Genomic DNA, 19987 nt, shown 5'->3' on the forward strand with positions numbered 1-19987 from the left:
AGCCTTGTCCGCCAGATCAGATACGTCTCGAATAAAGTCAGCATCAGCCCGAGCTATACAGAGGACCAGAGCTGTTGCCTGTGTTCGCTCAGCTAGTTGGACTAGTTGGGCCCCCGGTCCAATGACTGGCACATTCGACAACCGGAGGTGCCTTTTGTACGGGTCGTCGTCCAGAAGCCCCACCGGAAGGTACTCAGAAGTAGGCTCAGTCAGCATTCGCCTAACGAGATAGGCACCTGTCTGCCCGGCTCCATAAACCAAAGTTCGTTCAGCAGCATCTCGAGGCATCAATTTGCGCTCTGCCAGTAGTCGCTGCAAATATCGGCTTCCGCCCATTATAACAAATGCGATAGGCAGGGCGATTAGGGCAGCGCTCCGCGGGAGACCTGTCGGGCCCAAAACGAAGGCATTAACAATCACCAAGAGGGCTGCAACCGACAGGACAGTCGTAAGCAGAGTCTGTGCTTCGTGGAATGTTCCCTGCTGGTGACGCCCTCTATAAAGGGCAAAGGACCATCCCAGCAATGCTTGCAGGACCACCGCGAGGAGGGCAAGCACCCCAAGATCGACCCAACTGATCTTGTCAGCCGCGAAATCGAAGCGAAAGAGAACCGCAAACGTCAGTGCGATTACCCACGCTTCAGCGTCGACTGAGAATTGAAGGACGCGATGAGCAAGACGAACGGCGCCGCCCCCGTCACCGCGCCGGAGCGCCTTCGGTTTGTTGGACTGCATCTTTCCCCATATGTTTCGTTGGCGGCCCTAATGGCCAGGTGAGTTTGGAAGCCCTGAAGCATCAAGGGCGGCAATTGCAGCCCGGCCAGAGGCTAGGTTTCATCGTGGTCTCAGAGTCAGGCCCGCTGCCTGTCACAGGACTCAACGTCGCTGAAACGCGTTTGTCATTTCTTCGGACCCCCATTCCGATGCGATCCAGCCCACGTTTTCATGTTTTGCCGTGCGGGTGGAAGCTTTCGCGCTTCAGGATACCTGATCCCGAACTAGTGAAAGATCGAGTGACAAAGATGACGAGTACTTTGCGCTGCTTGTCTAGGATGACTGAGAAGCAGCCCCGCCGGCCCCGCAGCCCATAGGTGGGCAGCCGTTGCCTCCGGTAAGCTAAGGCGGTCTGTGTCGAGGGAAATTCTTAAAGAGGGGGCTCGTCTTGGAGCTGAAGGACTATTTGCGCGTGCTCCGAAGAAACTGGTTGGTCATTGTGGCTGCCATATTGCTTGGCGTTCTAATAGCGGGTGCTGCGTCCCTCTTGGTAAAGCCAAGATACGTGTCACAAACCAAGCTCTTCGTGGCGCTGCAGAATTCTTCGTCCGTCGCCGAGTTGCAGCAAGGCAATGTATTTACGCAGGCTCGCGTTCGATCCTATGTAGAAACAGTCACCACTCCGGCGGTTCTGCAGCCAGTAATAGACAGCCTCGGACTAGCGGACACGCCTGCGTCTCTGGCGGGAAAGATCTCGGCAACCGCTGATGCCAACACGGTTCTCATCAGCATCTCGGTGTCCGATGAGTCCCCCACACGAGCTGCAGCGATTGCCCAGGCTGTCAGTGCCAGCCTGGTCAATACCGTGGATGTGCTTGAGAAGCCCGCAGCCGGTGGTGTTTCCCCGGTCAAGTTGTCGATAGTTACTCCGGCAACAGCTGCTAGCTCACCCGTTTCTCCAAACGTCCGACTGAACGTACTTATCGGCTTGCTCGCAGGCTTTGCTCTCGGATTGGGCTATGTTGCACTGCGTTCCGTCTTGGATACCCGCGTCCGCGGTGAAATTGATGTTCATAAGATTACCGACGCCCCTATTCTTGGGGGTATCAGCTTCGACGCCGACGCCACGAAGAAACCCCTGCTAACTCAGGCTCCGCCGCAAAGTCCCCGCGCCGAATCCTTCCGTCAACTCAGGACCAACCTTCAATTTGCTCATGTTAGCAACCAGTCAAAGACAGTACTTATGACCTCGTCCTTACCCGGCGAGGGAAAAAGCACAACTGCTACCAACCTAGCTATCGCCCTCTCGCAGGCTGGACAGACCGTCGCTCTTGTAGACGCTGATCTTAGGCGTCCTATGGTCGCAGAGTACTTGGGCCTGGAGCGGAACGTAGGTCTTACCACTGTTCTTATTGGAGACGCGAACCTAGAAGATGTCCTACAGCCATGGGGCGAAAACAAGCTTTATGTGTTGGCTTCGGGACAGGTTCCGCCAAACCCAAGCGAACTCCTGGGGTCAGAAAGAATGCACCAGCTGGTAGGGCGGCTTGAAGAAAGCTTCGACGCTGTGATCATCGACGCTCCTCCCTTGCTGCCGGTTACGGACGCCGCAGTCTTGGCTCAACAGGTCGGGGGAGTTGTTCTTGTTGTCGGGTCTCAGAAAGTAAGAGCAACAGATGTTCAAAAATCACTTGCCGCGCTGGAAATGGTGGACGCTGATCTGCTCGGCGTGGTGCTGAATCGGCTCCCTGCGAAGGGGCCCGATGCGTACGCCTACAGCTACTACGGCAATGACCGCCTCGGCAGCGCGGGCGTCCCAACACCAGCAGCCGGAATCGGTTCCCTTGGCGGAAATCATGATTTCGAAAGGATTCTGAAGGGGGAGCCACGTCGCGAATCGCAGCTCAGAAGTGCGGGCAGCAGGAGCCGGAATGGCGAATGACGCAGCGCAAGGCCCTGCCCACTCTGGGAATGCAGCGGAACTGAGGACGAAAGATGGCGCTGACGAAAGCCCCGTAGAGCGAAAACATTCCCGAAGGCGCAAGCTTGGTCGACGCATCTGCGCCATCGCCGGCGTCGTGGCGGTAGCAGGAACCGCAGGAAGTCTATGGCTTCTAAGCCGGGCGGAACTAATAGGCGACGAGCTGAATTCTGCTGTCGCGCTGATGCCTCAGCTAAAGACGGAGATTGCGTCACAGAATACGTCCGGTTCACAGACCACCCTGGAAGCGCTTGTTGCCCACACTGGTAAGGCAAGGGAAGCGAGCACCGATCCCCTGTGGAAGATCGCCTCGACAGTCCCCGGAGTCGGGCGTAATTTCTCGGTGGTAAGCGAGCTTGCGGTTGCGGCTGATGAAGTAGCCGCAGGCTCAGGACAGTCTCTCTTTAAGACCACAAAGACACTCAATTTTGCTGCGCTCGGCCCAGTGCATGGACACGTTGACATTGAACCGCTGCGGCAAGCAGCGCCGAACGTGCAAGCTGCGGCACGTACCCTAGATCTGACCTATCAACGCATACGTACGATTGAGACCAGAGACTTGCTTCCCCAGGTCGCCTCGCCCCTAGCTCGTGCAACCCAGGAATTGGCAGAGCTCAATCGTTCAGTGCAGGCGCTTAGCCAAGCGTCAGCTTTGCTACCCTCGATGCTCGGCTCAGACGAACCACGGAACTACCTTGTACTAGTACAAAACAATGCCGAGGTCAGGGCTACTGGCGGCCTTTCTGGTGTTCTGGCCCTCATACGTATAGATGAAGGATCGGTTGAGCTCGTCTCAGAATCTACGGGGTCAGCCTTTGGACGCACAAACCCGCCGCTTTCGGTTGATAAAGAGCAAACGGATATCTTTTCAACTCGCTTAGGAGCCTTTATCGGGGATGTTAACCTAACTCCTGACTTCCCGACGGCAGCGAGCACCGCAAAAGGTATGTGGGAAAGACGCTACGGGGGTCACATTGACGGAGTCGTGGCAATGGATCCAATTGTCCTGGCTCACCTACTTAAGGCTTCCGGACCCATCCCAGTGTCTGGAGTTAGTCCCGCCGCGACCGGCAGAGGCCTACCAACAACACTGTCCTCAGAAAATGTGGTTCCGACACTTCTGAATGAGGTGTACAAGCGCCTTGAGACGAATGAGTCTCAAGATGCCTACTATGCCGCTGCTTCACACTCCGTCTTTGACGCGCTCAGCTCCGGCAAGGTCAACGGCCCAGCTCTCCTCAAGTCGCTCTCTTCTGGCTACGAAGAAAATCGGCTTCATGTGTGGAGTAGTCATAAAGAAGAGCAAGACATTCTCATGGATATCCCCTTGGGAGGATCCATATCAGGGCCCAGCCAAGGTGGTGCGTCATTTGGTGTTTACTTCAATGATGGCACTGGGGCCAAAATGGACTTCTACATGCGCCGTAAGGTGCAACTCACGAAAACGTGCACCAGTGACGGATACGCTGAGTTCAACGTAAGAGTCGAGTTAAGCAACACGGCCCCTGCCGACGCAGCGTCCGCTTTGCCTGCAGCCATAACTGGCGGGGGTAGGTTCGGCGTCCCAGCAGGCTCTGTCCAAACTAACGTCGTTGTTTATGGCCCCGCTCAGGCGCACGTCGACACAGCCACCCAAAATGGCACCAAGATTGGCCTGGGTTCCTATATGCACAGGGGCCGACCAGTAGGAATCGTCTCCGCACGGCTTGCAGCTGGGGAAACTACCACCCTTGACATGACTTTTTTGAAGGTGGTTCAAGATACAGAACCAACTTTGGCTGTTACCCCCACTATCCAGGATGTCAAGGATGTGACAGGGCTGCTACAAACGCAGCAGTGTCCGTAGTGCGGAAATTGATCACGCCTAGGAAGAGTTTGCGGGGACTACACAATCTCCGTTGCTGCCAGCACCCACAAAATGATACATTTCCTTGGGGTACTTATCCGGGTTCTGCGCAAGGTCTCGCGCAGTGAGGGACTTCCTCAAAATTTCGGGTATATCAAACTTACGTCTCCGGGGGGACACATGAAGAAGACACTCACTGCACTCGCGCTCGCTGGATCTATTGCGCTCATTGGATCAGCACCAGCCATGGCTGCTACCTACCCGCCTCTTCCGCCGCAGGCCGCTGTTTCGGATGGTGTCGTTGGACCGGGCGAAACTTTCGTTTTCCGTGGTCAGGGCTTCCTTGCCGGCGAAACGTTGACCATCCGCGTTACGCCGGGACAGGCTCCTGCGTCAAATGGAGCGAACATCGCGGGTAGCCGCGCCGTCGCCGCGCGCATCAGCGTCGTAACGGAAGCACAGACCCTGAGCACTACTGCGGACGCACAGGGCGCTTTCGCTCTTCCGATCGCCATCAACGAGGCTGGTACGTACACGCTCACGGCAACGGGCAACACGTCGGGTGTGACCGTTGGACCCGTCACGGTTACCGTTGTAGCCTCTTTGGCTAACACCGGTGGCAACGCCGCCGGCGGCGCTCCTTTGGCCAACACGGGCGGTCTCGCTAACACCGGTGCAGACGCAAGTCTTCTTCTTTGGGGGGCGGCGGGCGTTGGTGCCCTGGGCCTGGGCGCAGCAGGCGTAATCCTGGTACGTCGCAACAAGTCAGAGGCTGCTGCATAACACCAGCACTGTATAGCACCAGAAAGGTGGGTGCTTCTCCGAAAACGGAGAAGCACCCACCTTTTGTTTTATGTGGTATCAATTTGATCTATGGGGAGACATTGGCGCAGACAACCACGGGTGTACGACTTTTCCATCCCCCTCCCCCTGCCCCAGGTGGCGCGCTACGCACTTCTTTTCCTTCTAGCTGTATCTGCGCTCGGAACTGCAGCATTCGCCCTTGCGCAGACCGCCTGAGGCCGGCTTGAGCTTGCTGCACCGTCAGCGGCCCTGGCAGCTAGTCCTTGTGGCCATGGCCGTACCGCTGGCACTTGTTGCCTTCTGGCCATCGCCCGTGGACAAACCAGTAGCAGGGCAGCTCGTGTCCGTCCTTACCTTCCTCCACCGCCATGGGATTCCCCGCTGGTTCAACTACACATTCATAGAGGCCGCCGCCAATGTGGCTCTCTTTACCCCCGTCGGATTTGTAGCCGCCTTAGCATTTCCATCAAAACGCTGGTGGCAAATTGGTGGTTTCGGTCTCCTGATTTCGGGCTGCATCGAATTGGGACAACTCCTGTTTCTTCACGCTCGCTTTGCAAGCGTGTCAGATGTCGTGACCAACACGTCAGGGGCTGTCATCGGGGCGGTGCTGGCCCTGTGGGCGAAGAAAAAGGGAGGCCCGCCGCCATTCGGCAGCGGACCTCCCAAGAACGCCAGTAGCTGAATTAGCCCACGAAGGTCTTCATCCAGGTCTTCAGGTCCTCACCGAACTCCACCCGCTCGGATGCGAGGGTGATGACGGCCTTCAGGTAGCTCAGCTTGTCACCGGTATCATAGCGCCGGCCCTTGAAGACCACGCCGTACACGCCCGAGCCTTCGCCCTCGCCGGCGGCAAGCGTCTGCAGGGCGTCGGTCAGCTGGATCTCGTTGCCGCGGCCGGGCTCGGTGTTCTCCAGGACGCTGAATACTTTGTGGTGCAAAACGTAGCGCCCGATAACCGCCAGGTTGGACGGCGCGTCGGCGACGGCCGGCTTCTCCACCAGACTGTTGACGCGGACGTAGTCTTCGCCTTCCACGGCGGTGACGTCAGCGCAGCCGTAGGCGCTGATCTGTGAGGGATCAACCTCGATCAGTGCAATCACGGAACCGCCGGTCTTCTGCTGCACCTCCATCATGGTGCTCAGAAGGTCCTCGGCCTCGTCGATGAGGTCGTCACCCAAAAGCACGGCGAACGGCTCGTCCCCCACGTGCTGCTGGGCGCAGAGCACAGCATGGCCCAGGCCCTTGGCTTCGCCCTGGCGGACGTAGTGGATGGGGCCGAGGTTGGAGGCGTACTCCACCATTCCGAGCTTGGTCTTGTCGCCCTTGGCCTCAAGTGCAGCCTCCAGACCGGGCTCGCGGTCGAAGTGGTCCTCCAGAGCGCGCTTGTTGCGGCCAGTGATCATCAGCAGGTCCGAAAGGCCCGCATCGATGGCTTCTTCAACCACATACTGGATGGCCGGGCGGTCAACCACCGGCAGCATTTCCTTCGGCATTGCCTTAGTGGCGGGCAGGAAGCGTGTTCCCAATCCGGCAGCAGGAATGACGGCTTTGGTAATAGCTTTCCCCTTAGTCATAGCTGAACCTTACAAATCAGCGGCGGACAAAGGCAATTTTCCGCCCATGAACTTCGGCTCGCGCTTCTCCTGGAACGCCCGGAAACCCTCCGCGTAATCCTCGGTTTTGCAGAGGCGTGCCTGCTCGTCGTTCTCCTCCTGCATGGCCTGCCACAGGCCCAGCCGCTGGTCACGGATGTGGGCCACCAGCTCCTTTGAGGCAACAAAGGCACCGGTAGCGCCGGCAGCCACCCGCGAGACAATCGCCCGCGTGGACTCCAGCAAAGAGTCAGCCGGCATGGCCCGGCTGAACATGCCCTGCGCCACGGCCTCAGCCCCGGAGATCAGATCCGCCGTGTAAATCAGGTCCAGCGTCCGGTGCATGCCCAGCCGCTCCGTGAAGTACCAGTGCCCGCCCGAGTCCAGCGTGGCGCCCAGCTTGGCGAACGGCGAACCAAACTTGGCGTTCTCCGCCACGTACACCACGTCCGTGGCCAGCAGCAGACCCAGCCCCACGCCCAGGCACGCCCCCTGGGCGGCCGCGAACGTCGGCGCCGGAAACTCGGCCATCTTCTTCAGCAACGGCTCCACCAGCCCGCCCAGGTACGCTGCGGCGTCGTCGCTCTCCGGGGTGACCCCGGCGATGTCCCGGCCCGCGCAGAAGGCCCGGCCCTCTCCCCTCAGCAGCAGCGCCCGCACCTCACCGCGTGAGGCGGCGGCAGCAGCGTCGTCGTACGCCTGTGCTAAGTCCCGCAGCGCCTGCTCATCCAGTGAGTTCAACTTGTGCGGCGCGTCCAGCACGACCTCGGCGATGCCGTTGCTGATGGAAAGGGAAATCATGAAGCTCCTTAGTGAAAAAAGACTTAGACGTCGAAGTCGACCGTGACTTCCTTGCTGGTGGGGTGGCTCTGGCAGGTCAGGACGTAGCCCTTGTCCAGCTCATCCTGCTCCAGCGCGTAGTTCTCGTCCATGGTCACGCTGCCGGTCACCACCTTGGCCCGGCAGGTGCCGCACACTCCCCCGGCGCACGCGAACGGCACGTCCGGGCGCACCCGCAGGGCAGCGTTGAGGATCGACTCGCGGGCGTGCGTGGGGCTGGCCACCTCGCCCTGCAGGCCGTCCAGCTTGAACGTGATCTTGTACGTCTCCTGGCTCTCGTCCACGATGACGGGACGGCCGGCCTGCCCCTCCGGGCGGTCCGGCTTGCCGGACGTGAACAGCTCGAACCGGACGTTCTCCGGCTTCACCCCGCGCTCGGCCAGGGTGTCCCGGCACAGCTGCACCAGCTCGAACGGCCCGCACAGGAACCACTCGTCCACGTCGTCCGCGTGCAGGGCGGTGCCCAGCAGCTGCTGCAGCTTCTCCGCGTCGATCCGGCCGGAGAGCAGCGGCGCGATCCGCTGCTCACGGCTCAGCACGTGGTGGATGGCCAGCCGCTGCGGGTACTTGTCCTTCAGGTCCGCCAGCTCCTCCAGGAACATCACGTCCATGGCGGCCTTGTTGGCGTAGATCAGGTCGAACCGGGTGTCCGGGTTGGCGGCCAGCAGCGTGCGGGCGATGGCGATCACCGGGGTGATGCCCGACCCAGCCGCGATGGCCACGAAGTTGCCCGGCTCCCCCGCGAGCTCCTCGGGGTGGTTCATGGAGTTCATGACGTTCTGCTCCACGGCCTGCCCGTCCCGGCCGTGCTTGGACACGAACGCGCCCATGGGGCTCATCACGTCAAGGGTGTCCCCCGCCTTCAGCTCGGCGTTGGCCCAGGTGGAGAACAGCCCGCCCAGGTCCTTCTTGATGGCCACACGGATCTCGCTGGTGCCGTCCGGGAAGCTGCGCGGCTCGGCGCAGATGGAGTAGCTGCGGCGGATTTCCTTCGGCTCGCCGGTCTCGTCCGGCAGCGTGGTGCGCAGGGCCACGTACTGGCCGGGCAGGTAGTCGAACTTGCCGGCGAGCTCGGCGGGCACATGGAAGCTGACCTCGATGGCATCGTCGGTGAGCCGGCGCACCTCCTTCACCTCGAGGGTGTGGAAGGACGGACGACGGCGGCCGGTCGCCTCAGCCTCTTCGGCGGCGGTCTGGCGGACAACAGTCATGGTGGTTCCTTACAGGACTTTGAAGTAGTCGAACGGTTCCTTGCAGTCCTGGCACACATACAGCGCCTTGCAGGACGTGGAACCAAAGCGGGTGAGTTCCTTGGTGTTGAGGCTGTTGCACTGCGGGCACTTCACGGCCAGGCTCAGCCGGATGGGGCCGGAGTGGCCGCCGGCGCGGGAGTTGCCGCTGGGCGGGGCGATGCCGTACTCCTGCAGCTTCTGCTTGCCGGCCTCCGTCATCCAGTCCGTGGTCCACGCCGGGGCCAAGACCAGGTCCACGTGCACGTCCGCGTAGCCTTCCTTCTTGAAGGCGGTGTGGAGGTCGTCACGGATGGCGTCCATGGCCGGGCAGCCCGAGTACGTGGGGGTGATGGTGACCTTCACTTGTCCGGTGTCCGTCACCTGCACGTCCCGCAGGATCCCCAGGTCCGCGATGGTGAGCACCGGGATCTCCGGGTCCACCACGGTGGCCGCGATGTCCCAGGCGCGCTTCTCCCCCGACGGTTGTGCCGGCGTCGTGCGCTTCGCCTCGAAGTCGCTGACGTAGATGTCCACGATCGTCACCAGCTCGCCCCGGGATGCTCGCGGGCCAGCACCTGCATCTCCGCGAGGATGTAGCCGAGGTACTCCGAGTGCCTGCCCTGCCGGCCGCCGCCCGGGGCTGGTGGCACGTCCGGGACCTCCAGCTCGGCTTCCTTGAGGACGTCCGCGATCAGGCGGTCAAAGTCCTCCCGCAGGCTGGAAGGCGCGACGGCGGCGCCCGCCTGGGCGAGCTTTTCGGTCAGTTCGTCGTCCTGGAACAGTTCGTTGACGTACGGCCACATGGTGCGCAGGCCGTGGATCATCCGGGTGCGGGACTCGTCCGTGCCGCCGGCCAGGCGCAGGACCCATTGGGTGCTGTGGTCACGGTGGTAGTCCACCTCCTTCACGGCCTTCGCGGCGATGGCGGCCAGGGTGGCGTCCGTGGATTCGGTGAGGCGGCGGTAGAGCTCGTACTGGTAGTAGCTCACCACGAACTGGCGGGCGATGGTGGCCGCAAAGTCCCCGTTGGGCTGCTCGAACAGCTGGACGCTGCGGAACTCGTGCTCGCGGCGGAAGTAGGCCAGGTCATCCTCGGACCTGGCCGTGCCGTCCTCACTGGGCATCCCGGCGCCGGCGTAGGTGAGGAAGCTGCGGGCGTGGCCCAGCTGGTCCAGGGCGATGTTGCCCAGGGCGATGTCCTCCTCCAGCTCCGGTGCGCGGGAGATCCAGTGGCCCAGGCGCTGGGCGAGGATGAGGGCGTCGTCGCCGAGCCTCAGTGCGTACTCCGCGACATCCTCGGTGGGCTTGGCGAGGCCGGTCTTGACCTCGAGGGCGATGTCCTCCGGGCGGAGGGCGTTGCCGGGCGTGATCCGGGTGGCAGAGGCGTTGGAGTCGCCGCCGGCCACGCCGGTGGAGATGTCGCCGTGCCCTGTGGTGGATGCGGCGGCTTCGGGTGCCTGGGGGCTCACAGGTGCTTCACCCCTTCGCTCTTGGTGTAGTACGTGGCGTGCCGGTAGTCCTTGCCCTGGGGCGACTCGAAGAAGGAGCCCTTGGAATCGGGGTCGCTGGCGGCGATGGCGTCGGCCGGGACAACCCAGATGGAGACGCCCTCATTGCGGCGGGTGTAGAGGTCGCGCGCGTTGCGGAGGGCCATGGCGGCGTCCGGGGCGTGCAGGCTGCCGGCGTGGACATGGCTCAGGCCGCGGCTGGAGCGGACGAAGACCTCCCAGAGGCCCCAGGTGGAGCGGTCGTGGTGATTGACTGCCGGAGCTGCCTGAACGGTAGGGGCCTTGGCTTCGGTGGGCTCAACCACCGGGCTTGCCTTGGGGGCCTCGCGGTTGATCTCGGTGGCCGAGCTGGCCGGGGTTTCGGGGTTGCCGTGCGGGCTCATGCTGCGTGTTCCTTCTGCATCTTTGCTGACTGTTTTGCTGCGTAAGCCGCGGCTGCTTCCCTGACCCAGGCGCCGTCGTCGTGCGCTGCCCTCCGGCGCTCAAGGCGCTGGGCGTTGCAGGGACCGCGGCCGGCCAGGACTTCCTGGAACTCATGCCAGTCCAGGGGGCCGTGCTCCCACTTCCTGGTGTCCTCGTTGAAGCGGACCTGGTCATCGGGGAGGGTGAGGCCCAGGACCCGGACCTGCTCCACCATCATGCCGACGAAGCGGCTGCGGAGCTCGTCATTGCTGAACCGCTTGATGTTCCAGGCCATGGACTGCTTGGAGTTGGGTGAATCGTCATCCGGCGGGCCGAACATCATCAGGGCCGGGGCGTACCAGCGGTTCACGGCGTCCTGGGCCATCTGCTTCTGCTCGGGGGTGCCGTTGGAGAGCTCCAGCAGGATCTCGAAACCCTGGCGCTGGTGGAACGACTCCTCCTTGCAGATGCGGACCATGGCCCGGCCGTAGGGGCCGTACGACGCGCGGCACAGCGGGACCTGGTTGCAGATGGCTGCGCCGTCCACCAGCCAGCCGATGGCACCCATGTCCGCCCAGGTGAGCGCGGGGTAGTTGAAGATGCTGGAGTAGCGGGCCTTGCCGGCGATGAGGTCGTCCATCATCTTGTCCCGGGACTGGCCCAGCGTTTCGGCGGCCGAGTAGAGGTAGAGCCCGTGGCCGGCCTCGTCCTGGACCTTGGCCATGAGGATGGCCTTGCGCTTCAGGCTGGGGGCCCTTGAGATCCAGTTGGCCTCCGGCTGCATGCCGATGATTTCCGAGTGCGCGTGCTGGCTCACCTGGCGCAGCAGGGTCTTGCGGTAGGCGGCGGGCATCCAGTCGCGGGGCTCGATGCGCGAGTCCTCGGCGATGATCCGGTCGAAGTGGGCCTGGCCTGCCGCCTCTGCTGTTTCGCTGGTTCCAGCCGTTAGCTCGACCGGCACTGACTGCAAGTTCTGCGCTGCCATGGTTGCTCCTATGCAAAGACCTGATGGGCGGCTCGGAATTATTTACCGACCGTTCGTTCAGGATATGTTGACGCGCCGGAACTCGTCAAGCGTGCCGCCCTTCTTTGAACGCCCGCTCACGTTTGGCAACCTTTCCTCCGACGCCCGCTCACGTCTGGCAACCTTTCCGCCAACGCGAGCTCACGTCTGGCAACCTTTCCGCCAACGCCCGCTCACGTCCTGCGAAAGGTGCCATCCGCCGTCGTACGTTTCCTTACCCAGCTGCAGCCCTGGCACTTTCGACGCGGATGTTCATTGCCGGGGCGGATGCTCCCCTGCGCACCCCGAATGCGGGCCGCGAAAAGGAATCTGCGCAGCGAAAACGAGTTTGCGCGTCGCCAGCACGCCGGGGGCGGAAGGCGCGGGCCGCCGTCGGACGTTTGCTGATCCCACGCCGCCGCATCCCGCACTTCCGACGCGGATAGTCACTACCGACGCGGATACTCCCCTGCGCGTCCCAAATATGGGCTGCGAAAAGGAATCTGCGCAGCGAAAACGGGAGATGCCGTTTGTCGTGCCGCTACAGGGGTTAGTTGGGCTCCTGGTTACCTGCCGCCGCCGGGCCCTCCCGTCCGCTGGCTGCAGGGCGCTTCCGGAGGTAGTCCCGCAGCAGGGGAAACTCGGTGTGGACGTGTGCATCGAGGTCGGCCGTGAACCGGGGCGTGAAATACAGCCGCAGGAGCGGGTCCAGAACCCTCCCGATCCGCTGCCAGCCAGCAGTGATGGCGTGCCGGATCATCACCCCGTCCGGCGTCGGGGACAGTACCAGGGACAGCCGCGCCGGGAGTGGAATGATTTTGCGGAGCCGCCAAACGATCCGTCGGCCGGGCTCCACCGCTTCCACGGTCCCCCGCAGGCGCAGGCGCCGCCGGCCGATGAACTCGTCCATAAGAACCGTGTCCCCCACAGTCCCCGCGGAATGCCCCACTGCGTGCAGCTGCAGGTGGGTGCCCGGCCACCACTCCTGGTACTGCTCATCGTTGCAGGACAACATGAAGTCGGTGACCTGCCGGCCCGTCAGCCCCGGCACCTCAACCTCCGATGCGATCACCAGCATCAGTCCACGCCTTGGGACGGTCCGTCAGTCGGGCGGGTTCCGGAGACTAACCACGGCCAGGATTCATTTCTTCCAGGCCCGCCCCGGGGTCTTGGACAATGTGGCGGCCACAGCCAGGGCACCGGCCACCTGCGCCACGCCAAGGATCCGTGTAAGGCCCGGGCGTTGCTTGAACCAGGCCATGAGCGGAGCCCAGGGCCCGAACTCCCAGCGTGCGCAATGCTCCACCGGATACAGGGCGGTAAGCACGCCGTCCCCAATCTCCGCCATGACCAGCGACTCCACGACCCGAACGTCCATCAGAATTCCTCCCGCGCCTGGCCCGATCCCTGCTGACCGGACCCTTTGGAAACAGTGTGCGGCGGGCAGCCACGGCAGCTTAGGGCTGAAAGCCCCCAATCGGATCCGCTCCCAATGCACTTAGGACGCGCATAGTCGTGGCCGAGGCGGATGCTCCCCTGCGCGGCCCAAATATGGCGCGCGAAAAGGATTTTGCGCAGCGGAAACGGGTTTGCTCGTCGCCGGCACCCCGCCACCCCGGCACGCCGCGGGCGTAAGGCGCGCGCGAAAGGCGCGGACCGCCGTCGTACGCCCTTGCCCCAGCCAGGAACCAGCACTTCTTAAGCCTTTCTTAAAGCCCCTGGAGGAGAGTGGAAGGACGGGCCGAACAGCGGCCCCCCGCCACCCCACCCCAAGGAAGAAATGCACGGATCAGCCCACGACGACCGCCTAAACCAGCACACCACGCCCACGGCACCCCCGGCCGTCGGCACCCAGTTCCGGGCACTCCCCCAGCCCCGACACTGGCTGCCGGTGGGCATCGTGCTGTGCGCCGCCGTCGTGGTGCTGGGCCTTACCGTGCAATTGGTCCCCGGCGACACAACCGCAGAACTGGGTGTTGACCAAAACCTCAGCCTGCACCATGTTGCCATGCTGACCGCGGTGGCGATGGGGATCAACCTGCTGTTCGGCCCGGTGGTGGGCCTGGCGCTCATCGTGGCGGCCGCCCTGGGCATCTGGCTGTTCCGGCGTGACCTGGTGACCGCCGTCGCGTTCGGGCTGACCGCGTGCTCGGGCTGGGTGGCGAGCGAAGCCTTCAAGCTCCTGTTCGCCCGGCAGCGGCCCAACCCCGCACTGCTGTTCGACCCCCTGGCGCCGGAAACCGGATCCAACAGCTTCCCCAGCGGACACGTCAGCTTCGCCGTGGCCCTGGCCTTCGCGCTGTATTTCCTGGCCCGCCGGACCCGCTGGGCAAAGCCGGTTGCCGTAACCGGGGCCGCCGTGGCGCTGATCGTCGCCTGGTCCCGGCTGTACGTGGGGGTCCACTATCCCACCGACGTCGCGGCCTCCTTCTTTGCCGCCAGCGCCGCCGCCGTCCTGCTCGCCGGGCTCTGGAACCGCTTTGCCCCGGCCCTGGTGGAACGCGTTCCGGCCACGGTCCTCCGCCCCTTCAACCGGGCATAAGGAGCAACATGCACAGCGTCCTGATACCTCTGGCAGCGGCCGCGGGTTCTCCCTCCCTGCTGGATCCCGCCGGGCTGCTTGAGGGCTTTGGCCCGGCCGCACTGGGCGTCATCGCCGCGATGGTGTTCATCGAATCCGGCGTGCTGTTCCCGTTCCTGCCGGGCGATTCCCTCCTCTTCACCGCCGGGCTCCTGCACCAGCAGCTGAACCTGGCACTGCCCCTGTTGATCGGCGTGATCACCGCGGCCGCGATCGGCGGCGACCAGGTGGGGTACCTGCTGGGGCGCAAATTCGGCCGCCGCTGGTTCAAGGACGATGCCCGCATCCTCAAAACGGCGCACCTGACCGTCACGGAAGAGTTCTTCCGCCGCCATGGAGGCGCCGCCGTCGTACTGGCCCGTTTTGTGCCCATGGTGCGCACCTTCGCGCCGGTCACCGCCGGTATTGCCCGCTACGAATACAAGGCGTTCACGCTCTGGAACATGGCGGGCGCCCTGGCATGGGCGACGTCGGTGACCCTCCTGGGGACGTGGCTGGGACACTACGCGATCATCGCCAACAACATCGACGTCATTGCCGTGGTGATGGTCCTGGTCTCCGTGGTGCCGTGGATTGTGGAGTATTTGAAGCGCAGGCGGAAGGCAAAGCTGGCGGCTGCGGACCGCGTTGACGACGGCGTTGAGGCGGCTGCGGAAGAATAGGCGGCATGACGACAGGTGAGGGGCCGGCCCTGCTGCTGGTGGAGGACGATCCCGTCCTGGGTCCGCTGATTGCCGAGCTGCTGGAGCCGGACTTCACGGTCCGGCTCGCGGCCAACGGGCAGGAGGGCCTGCACCTGGGGCTGACGCAGCCGTGGGCCGCGATGGTGATAGACCGCGGCCTGCCCGTCATGGACGGACTCAGCCTCATCGCCGCCCTGCGGGCCAAGGGCATCGGCACCCCCATCCTCGTCCTGACCGCGCTGGGCGACACGGATGAAAAGGTCCGCGGCCTGGACGCGGGTGCCAATGATTACCTGACAAAACCGTTCGACGGCGGCGAGCTGGCTGCGCGCCTGCGCGCACTGACGCGAACCTACGGTCCGCCCGCTGGGCAGGGTCCGTCCGCTGGGCCGGTGAGCATCGGCAGCTGGGAATTCCATCCGGCGTCGCGCGCTGTCCGTTCCCTGTACGGCGATCTGGTGACGTTGACCGCGAAGGAGGCCGAGGTGCTGGCCGCGCTGGCGGCGGAGCCGGAGCGGGTGTTTACCCGGGACGAGCTGCTCGCCGCGCATTTCCAGGAGACGGACCAGCCCGGCGTGATCGACACCTACGTCCACCACCTGCGCCGCAAGATCGATAGGACCGTGATCCGCACTGTCCACGGCGTTGGCTACCAGATTGGTGAGCCGTCATGACTGGTTCCGTTTCACGCTCCCCTGCCGCTTCCGGCGACCCGGACCGGGAGGTCCTGCGCCGCGCGTCCCTGAAGGTAGCACTGCGGATCAGCGCCGGGGTTGCCGCGCTGGTGCTGATCCTCCTGGCCGCGGCCACCGCCTTTCTGATGTACAAGCTCGCGCATCCGGTGCAGCCTGCTTCCGAACCTGGAAGGCCGTACACGTACCTCGACTCCGGGGACCTGATTGAGGGCATGATCCTGGCGGGCCTGGCGGGCATCGTGCTGGCCGGCTTTGTGGGCTGGTTGAGCGCGCGCAGCGCCATCCGGCCGCTGGGCGAGGCGCTGGCCCGGCAGCGGCGGTTCGTCCAGGACGCCAGCCACGAACTGCGCACCCCCCTGGCCATCCTGGACACCCGCATCCAGCTGGCGCAGCGGAAAGCCGAACCTGGGTCTGAGCCTGCGCTCGCCCTGGCGAAGATCCGGGAGGACACGTCCACGCTGACCGGGATCGTGAACGAGCTGCTCCTGGCCGCGACCGGTTCCGTTTCCGGGCCGGAGGTGGCGCCGGTGGACGTGGCCCTGGCAGCCGAGTCTGCTGCCGGGAGCCTTCAGGATCTTGCCCGCCAGCGGGGCGTCCGATTAACCTTCGACGGCGGCGGGCCTGCTTTAGTGCGGATCGATCCCAGTTCGTTCCGGCGTGCCGTACTGGCCCTGGCCGACAACGCGTTGGGGCACACACCGGCGGGCGGGAGCATCAGCATCACCGCTGTTGTTGAAGGTTCCCGGGCGCTGGTCCGTGTGGCCGACTCGGGATCCGGCATTAGCGGGGTGGACCCGGACCGGATCTTCGACCGCTTTGTCCGCGCCTCCGCGCCTGGTGATTCGCAGGGCCGGCGGAGCTTCGGGATCGGGCTGGCCCTGGTCCGCGAGATCGCGTCCGCGGCCGGCGGTACCGTGAAGGTGGCCCGCACCGGCCCGGACGGGACCACGATGGAACTGGCGCTGCCTTTGGCCTGATCCCTGTTGGCTTGGCCCGCGCTTTTCGTTCTCGACGCGGACATGCGCTTTCGACGCGGATATTCCCTTTCGCGGCCCATATACGGGTCGCGAAAGGGAATATGCGCATCGGTGGGGAACATGCGCGTCGCCAGCGCGGGCACTCAGGAGGCGCCGCCGTCGTGCTTTCCCTGCCTGTGCTAACTGCGCTTCAGGCGGCCCTGCGCTTCGGGGTGGTCCGTGTCTCCGGCACGGAAGTGGCAGCCCCGGTGGCGGGAGGCGTTTCGCCGCCGGCGCGGCCCGGAGGCGTGGATTCCTGCGTCCGTGCGCGGGCGTCGAGGACGTCGCCGATGAACCAGTCGTAGATCAGCACGCCGATCACGCCGCCGACCACCGGGCCGACAATGGGCACCCAGAAGTACCAACTGAACGCCCCGTCCACTGTGCCAGGCAGCGCCGTTTGGCCCCATCCGGCCATCCACGCGAAGAGGCGCGGGCCGAAATCACGGGCCGGGTTGATGGCGTAGCCGGCGTTGGCGCCGAGGGAGATGCCGATGGCGGCCACCGCGAGCCCGATCATGAACGGGCCCAGGTTGGCCTGGACGGCCGTGTTGCGCATGTCGATGATGGCCACGACGAACATCACCAGGAACGCCGTGCCCACGATCTGGTCAACCAGTGGTCCGACGGCGTTTCCGTTGAAGTAGGGCGCCGGGAACGTGGCGAAGATGGAGTAGGTGGCCAGGCCCTTCGCGTCGCCCCGGCCCGTGCCCACGGCTTTGTTGTAGGCGTCGATGGCGTTGTAGTACAGCAGGTACACCAGCGCCGCGCCGGCGAAAGCCCCCACCACCTGGGCCACGATGTACGGGCCCACTTTGCGCCACGGGAACTTGCGGCGGACCGCAAAGGCAATCGTCACGGCCGGGTTGATGTGGGCGCCGCTGACGCCGCCGGCCACGTACACGGCCAGCGCCACGGCCAGGGCCCATCCCCAGGCAATGAGCAACCAGTCGCCCGCGGCCATGAAGATGGTGGTGGATGTTTGGGCACGGCCCGATCCGGGCAACGCGGCGACCGCCATGGCCACCACGCCGTCGCCGAACGCGATCAGCACGAACGTGCCCAGGAACTCCGCAAGCAGCTCGCCCCAGGTTCCACCCAATCGCTTGAGCCCGCTGCCATTGCGGACCGCATTTCTCAGTGGAGTGACATCACTCATCGCAGTACCTTCTTTGCGATTTTCTTGGTTTATTGGCCTCACCTCAGGACCAATTGACAACGCGAGTACTTTTATGCTACGCCGAAAGTGTCCCTAGGCAACAGACCGACGGCCCGCTCCGCCGGGCGGCACTTCTGACGCCAGCCATGCCGCCCTCCTTCGAGCAGGGGTGGGCTGGATTCCGCCAGGGAAGAGACACCCGGACAGGACCAGGTTGCCGTCACAGGGACGTGGAGTTCGTTCGGAAAGGCAAGACCATGAACGACAACAGCAGCATCGAAAACACCCCGACTCCGGACGAGATGCCCGAGGAACGGGAGCTGCGCGGACGGTACGTCAAGGGCGACTTTGGCAAGGCCGGTGCGCAACGCGGCCGCCATGCGGAGGATGAAGAAGGCCAGTACGTCGAAGGGGACTACGGCGGGGCGGGCGCTGAAGGCGGACTCCCCGAACCCCTGGGCGACAGGACCGTGGGGGCCGGCCGCTACGTGAAGGCCGACTACGGCGAGGCCGGGCCGGTCCCCGGACGGTCCGCGGCATCCGAAACCGGCCGGTACCCCAAAGGGGACTACGGGAAGGGCGGCAGCGTGGAGCCCACGCGCAAGCCGGGTGATGAACCGGACGCACGTGCGGAGCGGTAGCCCCCGACCTGGCCAAAGCGGCCTGCCCACCTGCACAAGGTGGCAGGCCGGTTTGGTGCGTACCGGCGTCGTACTTTTCTGCCTGAAGCTGGCGCTGCGGGCTGCGTTTCTCGACGCGCGTGTGCTTTTTCGACGCGGAGGCTACTTAACGCGGCCCACATATGGGGTGCGAAGAGGAACGTGCGCAGCGGAAACAGGGATGCGCGTCGCCACGTGGCGGAGGCTCTTGGCACCCGCGCGCCGGCGCTTTTCCACATAGCCGCAGACTTCGCTTCCCGGCAGGGTTCCCACCCGGCACTTTGGGTAGATGACCGATCTCCCGCCGTTCCTGCTGTCCCGGGACCGCATCCTCCACGGGCTCAGCGCCAACGATCTGGCCAAGCGCGTCCGGTCCGGCGCCCTGGTGCGGGTCCGGCACGGCGTGTATGTCGACGGGCCCACGTGGCGGGCCATGAAGCCCTGGAAGCAGTACCGCGTCCGGGTGCAGGCCGCCGGTGAAACCTTTGAGAAGCCCACAATTTTCGCCCGGCACTCCTCGGCGAGCGTGTGGGACATCCCGTTCATCGGGCAGGACCACCCCGTGCAGGCCCTCACGTTGAAGAACGACGGCGGGAGGTCACGTGCCGGAGTCAGCCGCCACTTCGCTGCCCGGGCAGGCCTGAGGGTGGTCAAGCTGGAGGGGCTCCTGGTCACCGACCGCGTCCGGACCGTCCTGGACCTGGCGGCCTTCAACCCCTTCGCCGAAGCCATCGCACCGCTGGATCATGTGCTGCGGCCGGACCCGGCCCGTCAATTGCCTGCCCTGACCAAGGCCGAACTGGAGGCGGGCATCAGTCAGATCTATTCCAGGGCAGCGGCGCGCAGGATCCGCGCCGCTATCGCCTTTGCCGATCCCGCATCTGCTTCAGCGGGCGAGTCCTGGAGCCGCGCCCTGATCCACGTGGCCGGCTTCGAACCCCCGGTCCTCCAGCAGCGCTTCACGGACGCCGCCGGACTGGTGGGGTACTCGGATTTCTACTGGAAGGACTCGGGGATCGTTGGTGAGTTCGACGGCGAGGAGAAGTACGTCAAACCCGAGTTCCTCAAAGGCAGGACCACATCCGAGGCGGTCCTGGCTGAGAAGAATCGCGAAAACCGGCTCCGGTCTTTGGGATTCCGCGTCGAGCGGTGGGATTGGGCGGACCTCGCTGCGGCCGGAACGCTGGAACGGAAGCTTGCGGCGGCAGGTGTGGCCCGGCGTCGTACGCGTTCCGCTGTTTTCGACGCGCAAAACCTCCCGTGACACGC

At 64.2% G+C, this 19987-nt stretch carries 20 protein-coding genes and 1 pseudogene; 10 read left to right on the forward strand and 11 right to left on the reverse strand.

What is annotated here, in order from left to right:
• Positions 1 to 24: 24 nt before the first annotated feature.
• Positions 25 to 735: pseudogene (locus JCQ34_RS14860) on the reverse strand (nucleoside-diphosphate sugar epimerase/dehydratase); the annotation flags it as partial.
• 427 nt (positions 736 to 1162) lie between these two features.
• On the opposite strand from JCQ34_RS14860, the gene JCQ34_RS14865 reads away from it, so the two are divergent.
• The 4 genes from JCQ34_RS14865 (at position 1163) to JCQ34_RS14880 (ending at position 6030) form a co-directional block, all read left to right on the forward strand.
• Complete coding sequence (locus tag JCQ34_RS14865) at positions 1163 to 2656, forward strand: polysaccharide biosynthesis tyrosine autokinase (protein ID WP_286398624.1); 1494 nt, start codon at positions 1163 to 1165, stop codon at positions 2654 to 2656.
• Positions 2646 to 4541, forward strand: a complete 1896-nt coding sequence (locus tag JCQ34_RS14870; protein WP_286398626.1) for a DUF4012 domain-containing protein — start codon at positions 2646 to 2648, stop codon at positions 4539 to 4541. The genes JCQ34_RS14865 and JCQ34_RS14870 overlap by 11 nt, the downstream gene beginning before the upstream one ends.
• 180 nt (positions 4542 to 4721) lie before the next feature.
• On the forward strand, positions 4722 to 5324 hold the full coding sequence (locus tag JCQ34_RS14875; protein WP_286398627.1) for an LPXTG cell wall anchor domain-containing protein: 603 nt from the start codon (positions 4722 to 4724) through the stop codon (positions 5322 to 5324).
• A 292-nt stretch (positions 5325 to 5616) separates the two neighbouring features.
• Complete coding sequence (locus JCQ34_RS14880) at positions 5617 to 6030, forward strand: VanZ family protein (protein ID WP_286398629.1); 414 nt, start codon at positions 5617 to 5619, stop codon at positions 6028 to 6030.
• 1 nt (position 6031) lies between these two features.
• On the opposite strand, the gene galU is transcribed toward JCQ34_RS14880, so the two are convergent.
• From galU to JCQ34_RS14925, 9 genes are all read right to left on the reverse strand, one after another.
• A complete protein-coding gene (gene galU, locus JCQ34_RS14885) occupies positions 6032 to 6922 on the reverse strand; it encodes a UTP--glucose-1-phosphate uridylyltransferase GalU (RefSeq protein WP_286398631.1) in 891 nt (296 codons plus the stop codon).
• A 9-nt stretch (positions 6923 to 6931) separates the two neighbouring features.
• Positions 6932 to 7741, reverse strand: a complete 810-nt coding sequence (locus tag JCQ34_RS14890) for an enoyl-CoA hydratase/isomerase family protein (protein WP_286398633.1) — start codon at positions 7739 to 7741, stop codon at positions 6932 to 6934.
• A gap of 23 nt (positions 7742 to 7764) precedes the next feature.
• The gene (paaE, locus tag JCQ34_RS14895; RefSeq protein ID WP_286398634.1) at positions 7765 to 8991 is read right to left on the reverse strand and encodes a 1,2-phenylacetyl-CoA epoxidase subunit PaaE; all 1227 of its coding nucleotides are present in this window, start codon (positions 8989 to 8991) and stop codon (positions 7765 to 7767) included.
• 9 nt (positions 8992 to 9000) lie between these two features.
• Positions 9001 to 9549 carry a 1,2-phenylacetyl-CoA epoxidase subunit PaaD gene (gene paaD / locus JCQ34_RS14900; RefSeq protein ID WP_434738952.1) on the reverse strand — a complete coding sequence of 183 codons (549 nt, stop codon included), beginning with the start codon at positions 9547 to 9549 and terminating at the stop codon, positions 9001 to 9003.
• Positions 9550 to 9551: 2 nt separating this feature from the next.
• Complete coding sequence (paaC, locus tag JCQ34_RS14905; protein ID WP_286398635.1) at positions 9552 to 10481, reverse strand: 1,2-phenylacetyl-CoA epoxidase subunit PaaC; 930 nt, start codon at positions 10479 to 10481, stop codon at positions 9552 to 9554.
• A complete protein-coding gene (gene paaB / locus JCQ34_RS14910) occupies positions 10478 to 10903 on the reverse strand; it encodes a 1,2-phenylacetyl-CoA epoxidase subunit PaaB (protein WP_286398637.1) in 426 nt (141 codons plus the stop codon). The genes paaC and paaB overlap by 4 nt, the downstream gene beginning before the upstream one ends.
• Positions 10900 to 11907 (reverse strand): 1,2-phenylacetyl-CoA epoxidase subunit PaaA, encoded by a 1008-nt coding sequence (paaA, locus tag JCQ34_RS14915; RefSeq protein WP_286398638.1) that lies wholly within the window; start codon positions 11905 to 11907, stop codon positions 10900 to 10902. The genes paaB and paaA overlap by 4 nt, the downstream gene beginning before the upstream one ends.
• Positions 11908 to 12475: 568 nt before the next feature.
• Positions 12476 to 13003 carry a hypothetical protein gene (locus JCQ34_RS14920; protein ID WP_286398640.1) on the reverse strand — a complete coding sequence of 176 codons (528 nt, stop codon included), beginning with the start codon at positions 13001 to 13003 and terminating at the stop codon, positions 12476 to 12478.
• A 63-nt stretch (positions 13004 to 13066) separates the two neighbouring features.
• Positions 13067 to 13303, reverse strand: coding sequence for a hypothetical protein (locus tag JCQ34_RS14925; protein ID WP_286398642.1), 237 nt, complete (start codon positions 13301 to 13303; stop codon positions 13067 to 13069).
• Positions 13304 to 13705: 402 nt separating this feature from the next.
• Here JCQ34_RS14925 and JCQ34_RS14930 point away from each other — a divergent pair, with 402 nt between their 5' ends.
• Genes JCQ34_RS14930 through JCQ34_RS14945 form a run of 4 tightly spaced genes read left to right on the forward strand, consistent with a single transcriptional unit; the run spans position 13706 to position 16861 of the window.
• The gene (locus tag JCQ34_RS14930) at positions 13706 to 14467 is read left to right on the forward strand and encodes a phosphatase PAP2 family protein (RefSeq protein ID WP_286398644.1); all 762 of its coding nucleotides are present in this window, start codon (positions 13706 to 13708) and stop codon (positions 14465 to 14467) included.
• Positions 14468 to 14475: 8 nt separating this feature from the next.
• Positions 14476 to 15168: a DedA family protein gene (locus JCQ34_RS14935; RefSeq protein ID WP_286398646.1), complete on the forward strand. Its 693-nt coding sequence runs from the start codon at positions 14476 to 14478 to the stop codon at positions 15166 to 15168.
• A gap of 5 nt (positions 15169 to 15173) precedes the next feature.
• The gene (locus JCQ34_RS14940) at positions 15174 to 15863 is read left to right on the forward strand and encodes a response regulator transcription factor (protein WP_286398648.1); all 690 of its coding nucleotides are present in this window, start codon (positions 15174 to 15176) and stop codon (positions 15861 to 15863) included.
• A complete protein-coding gene (locus JCQ34_RS14945) occupies positions 15860 to 16861 on the forward strand; it encodes a sensor histidine kinase (protein WP_286398650.1) in 1002 nt (333 codons plus the stop codon). Before JCQ34_RS14940 ends, JCQ34_RS14945 begins: the two co-directional genes overlap by 4 nt.
• A gap of 190 nt (positions 16862 to 17051) precedes the next feature.
• Here the strand turns inward: JCQ34_RS14945 and JCQ34_RS14950 are convergent, their stop codons facing one another.
• Positions 17052 to 18059 (reverse strand): MIP/aquaporin family protein, encoded by a 1008-nt coding sequence (locus JCQ34_RS14950; protein WP_286398652.1) that lies wholly within the window; start codon positions 18057 to 18059, stop codon positions 17052 to 17054.
• A gap of 257 nt (positions 18060 to 18316) precedes the next feature.
• Here JCQ34_RS14950 and JCQ34_RS14955 point away from each other — a divergent pair, with 257 nt between their 5' ends.
• Complete coding sequence (locus JCQ34_RS14955) at positions 18317 to 18700, forward strand: hypothetical protein (protein WP_286398654.1); 384 nt, start codon at positions 18317 to 18319, stop codon at positions 18698 to 18700.
• Between the two features lie 307 nt (positions 18701 to 19007).
• The gene (locus tag JCQ34_RS14960; protein ID WP_286398656.1) at positions 19008 to 19982 is read left to right on the forward strand and encodes a type IV toxin-antitoxin system AbiEi family antitoxin domain-containing protein; all 975 of its coding nucleotides are present in this window, start codon (positions 19008 to 19010) and stop codon (positions 19980 to 19982) included.
• Positions 19983 to 19987 lie beyond the last annotated feature (5 nt).

The sequence above is a fragment of the Pseudarthrobacter defluvii genome (assembly GCF_030323865.1).
GTDB classification, from domain to species: Bacteria; Actinomycetota; Actinomycetes; order Actinomycetales; family Micrococcaceae; genus Arthrobacter; species Arthrobacter sedimenti.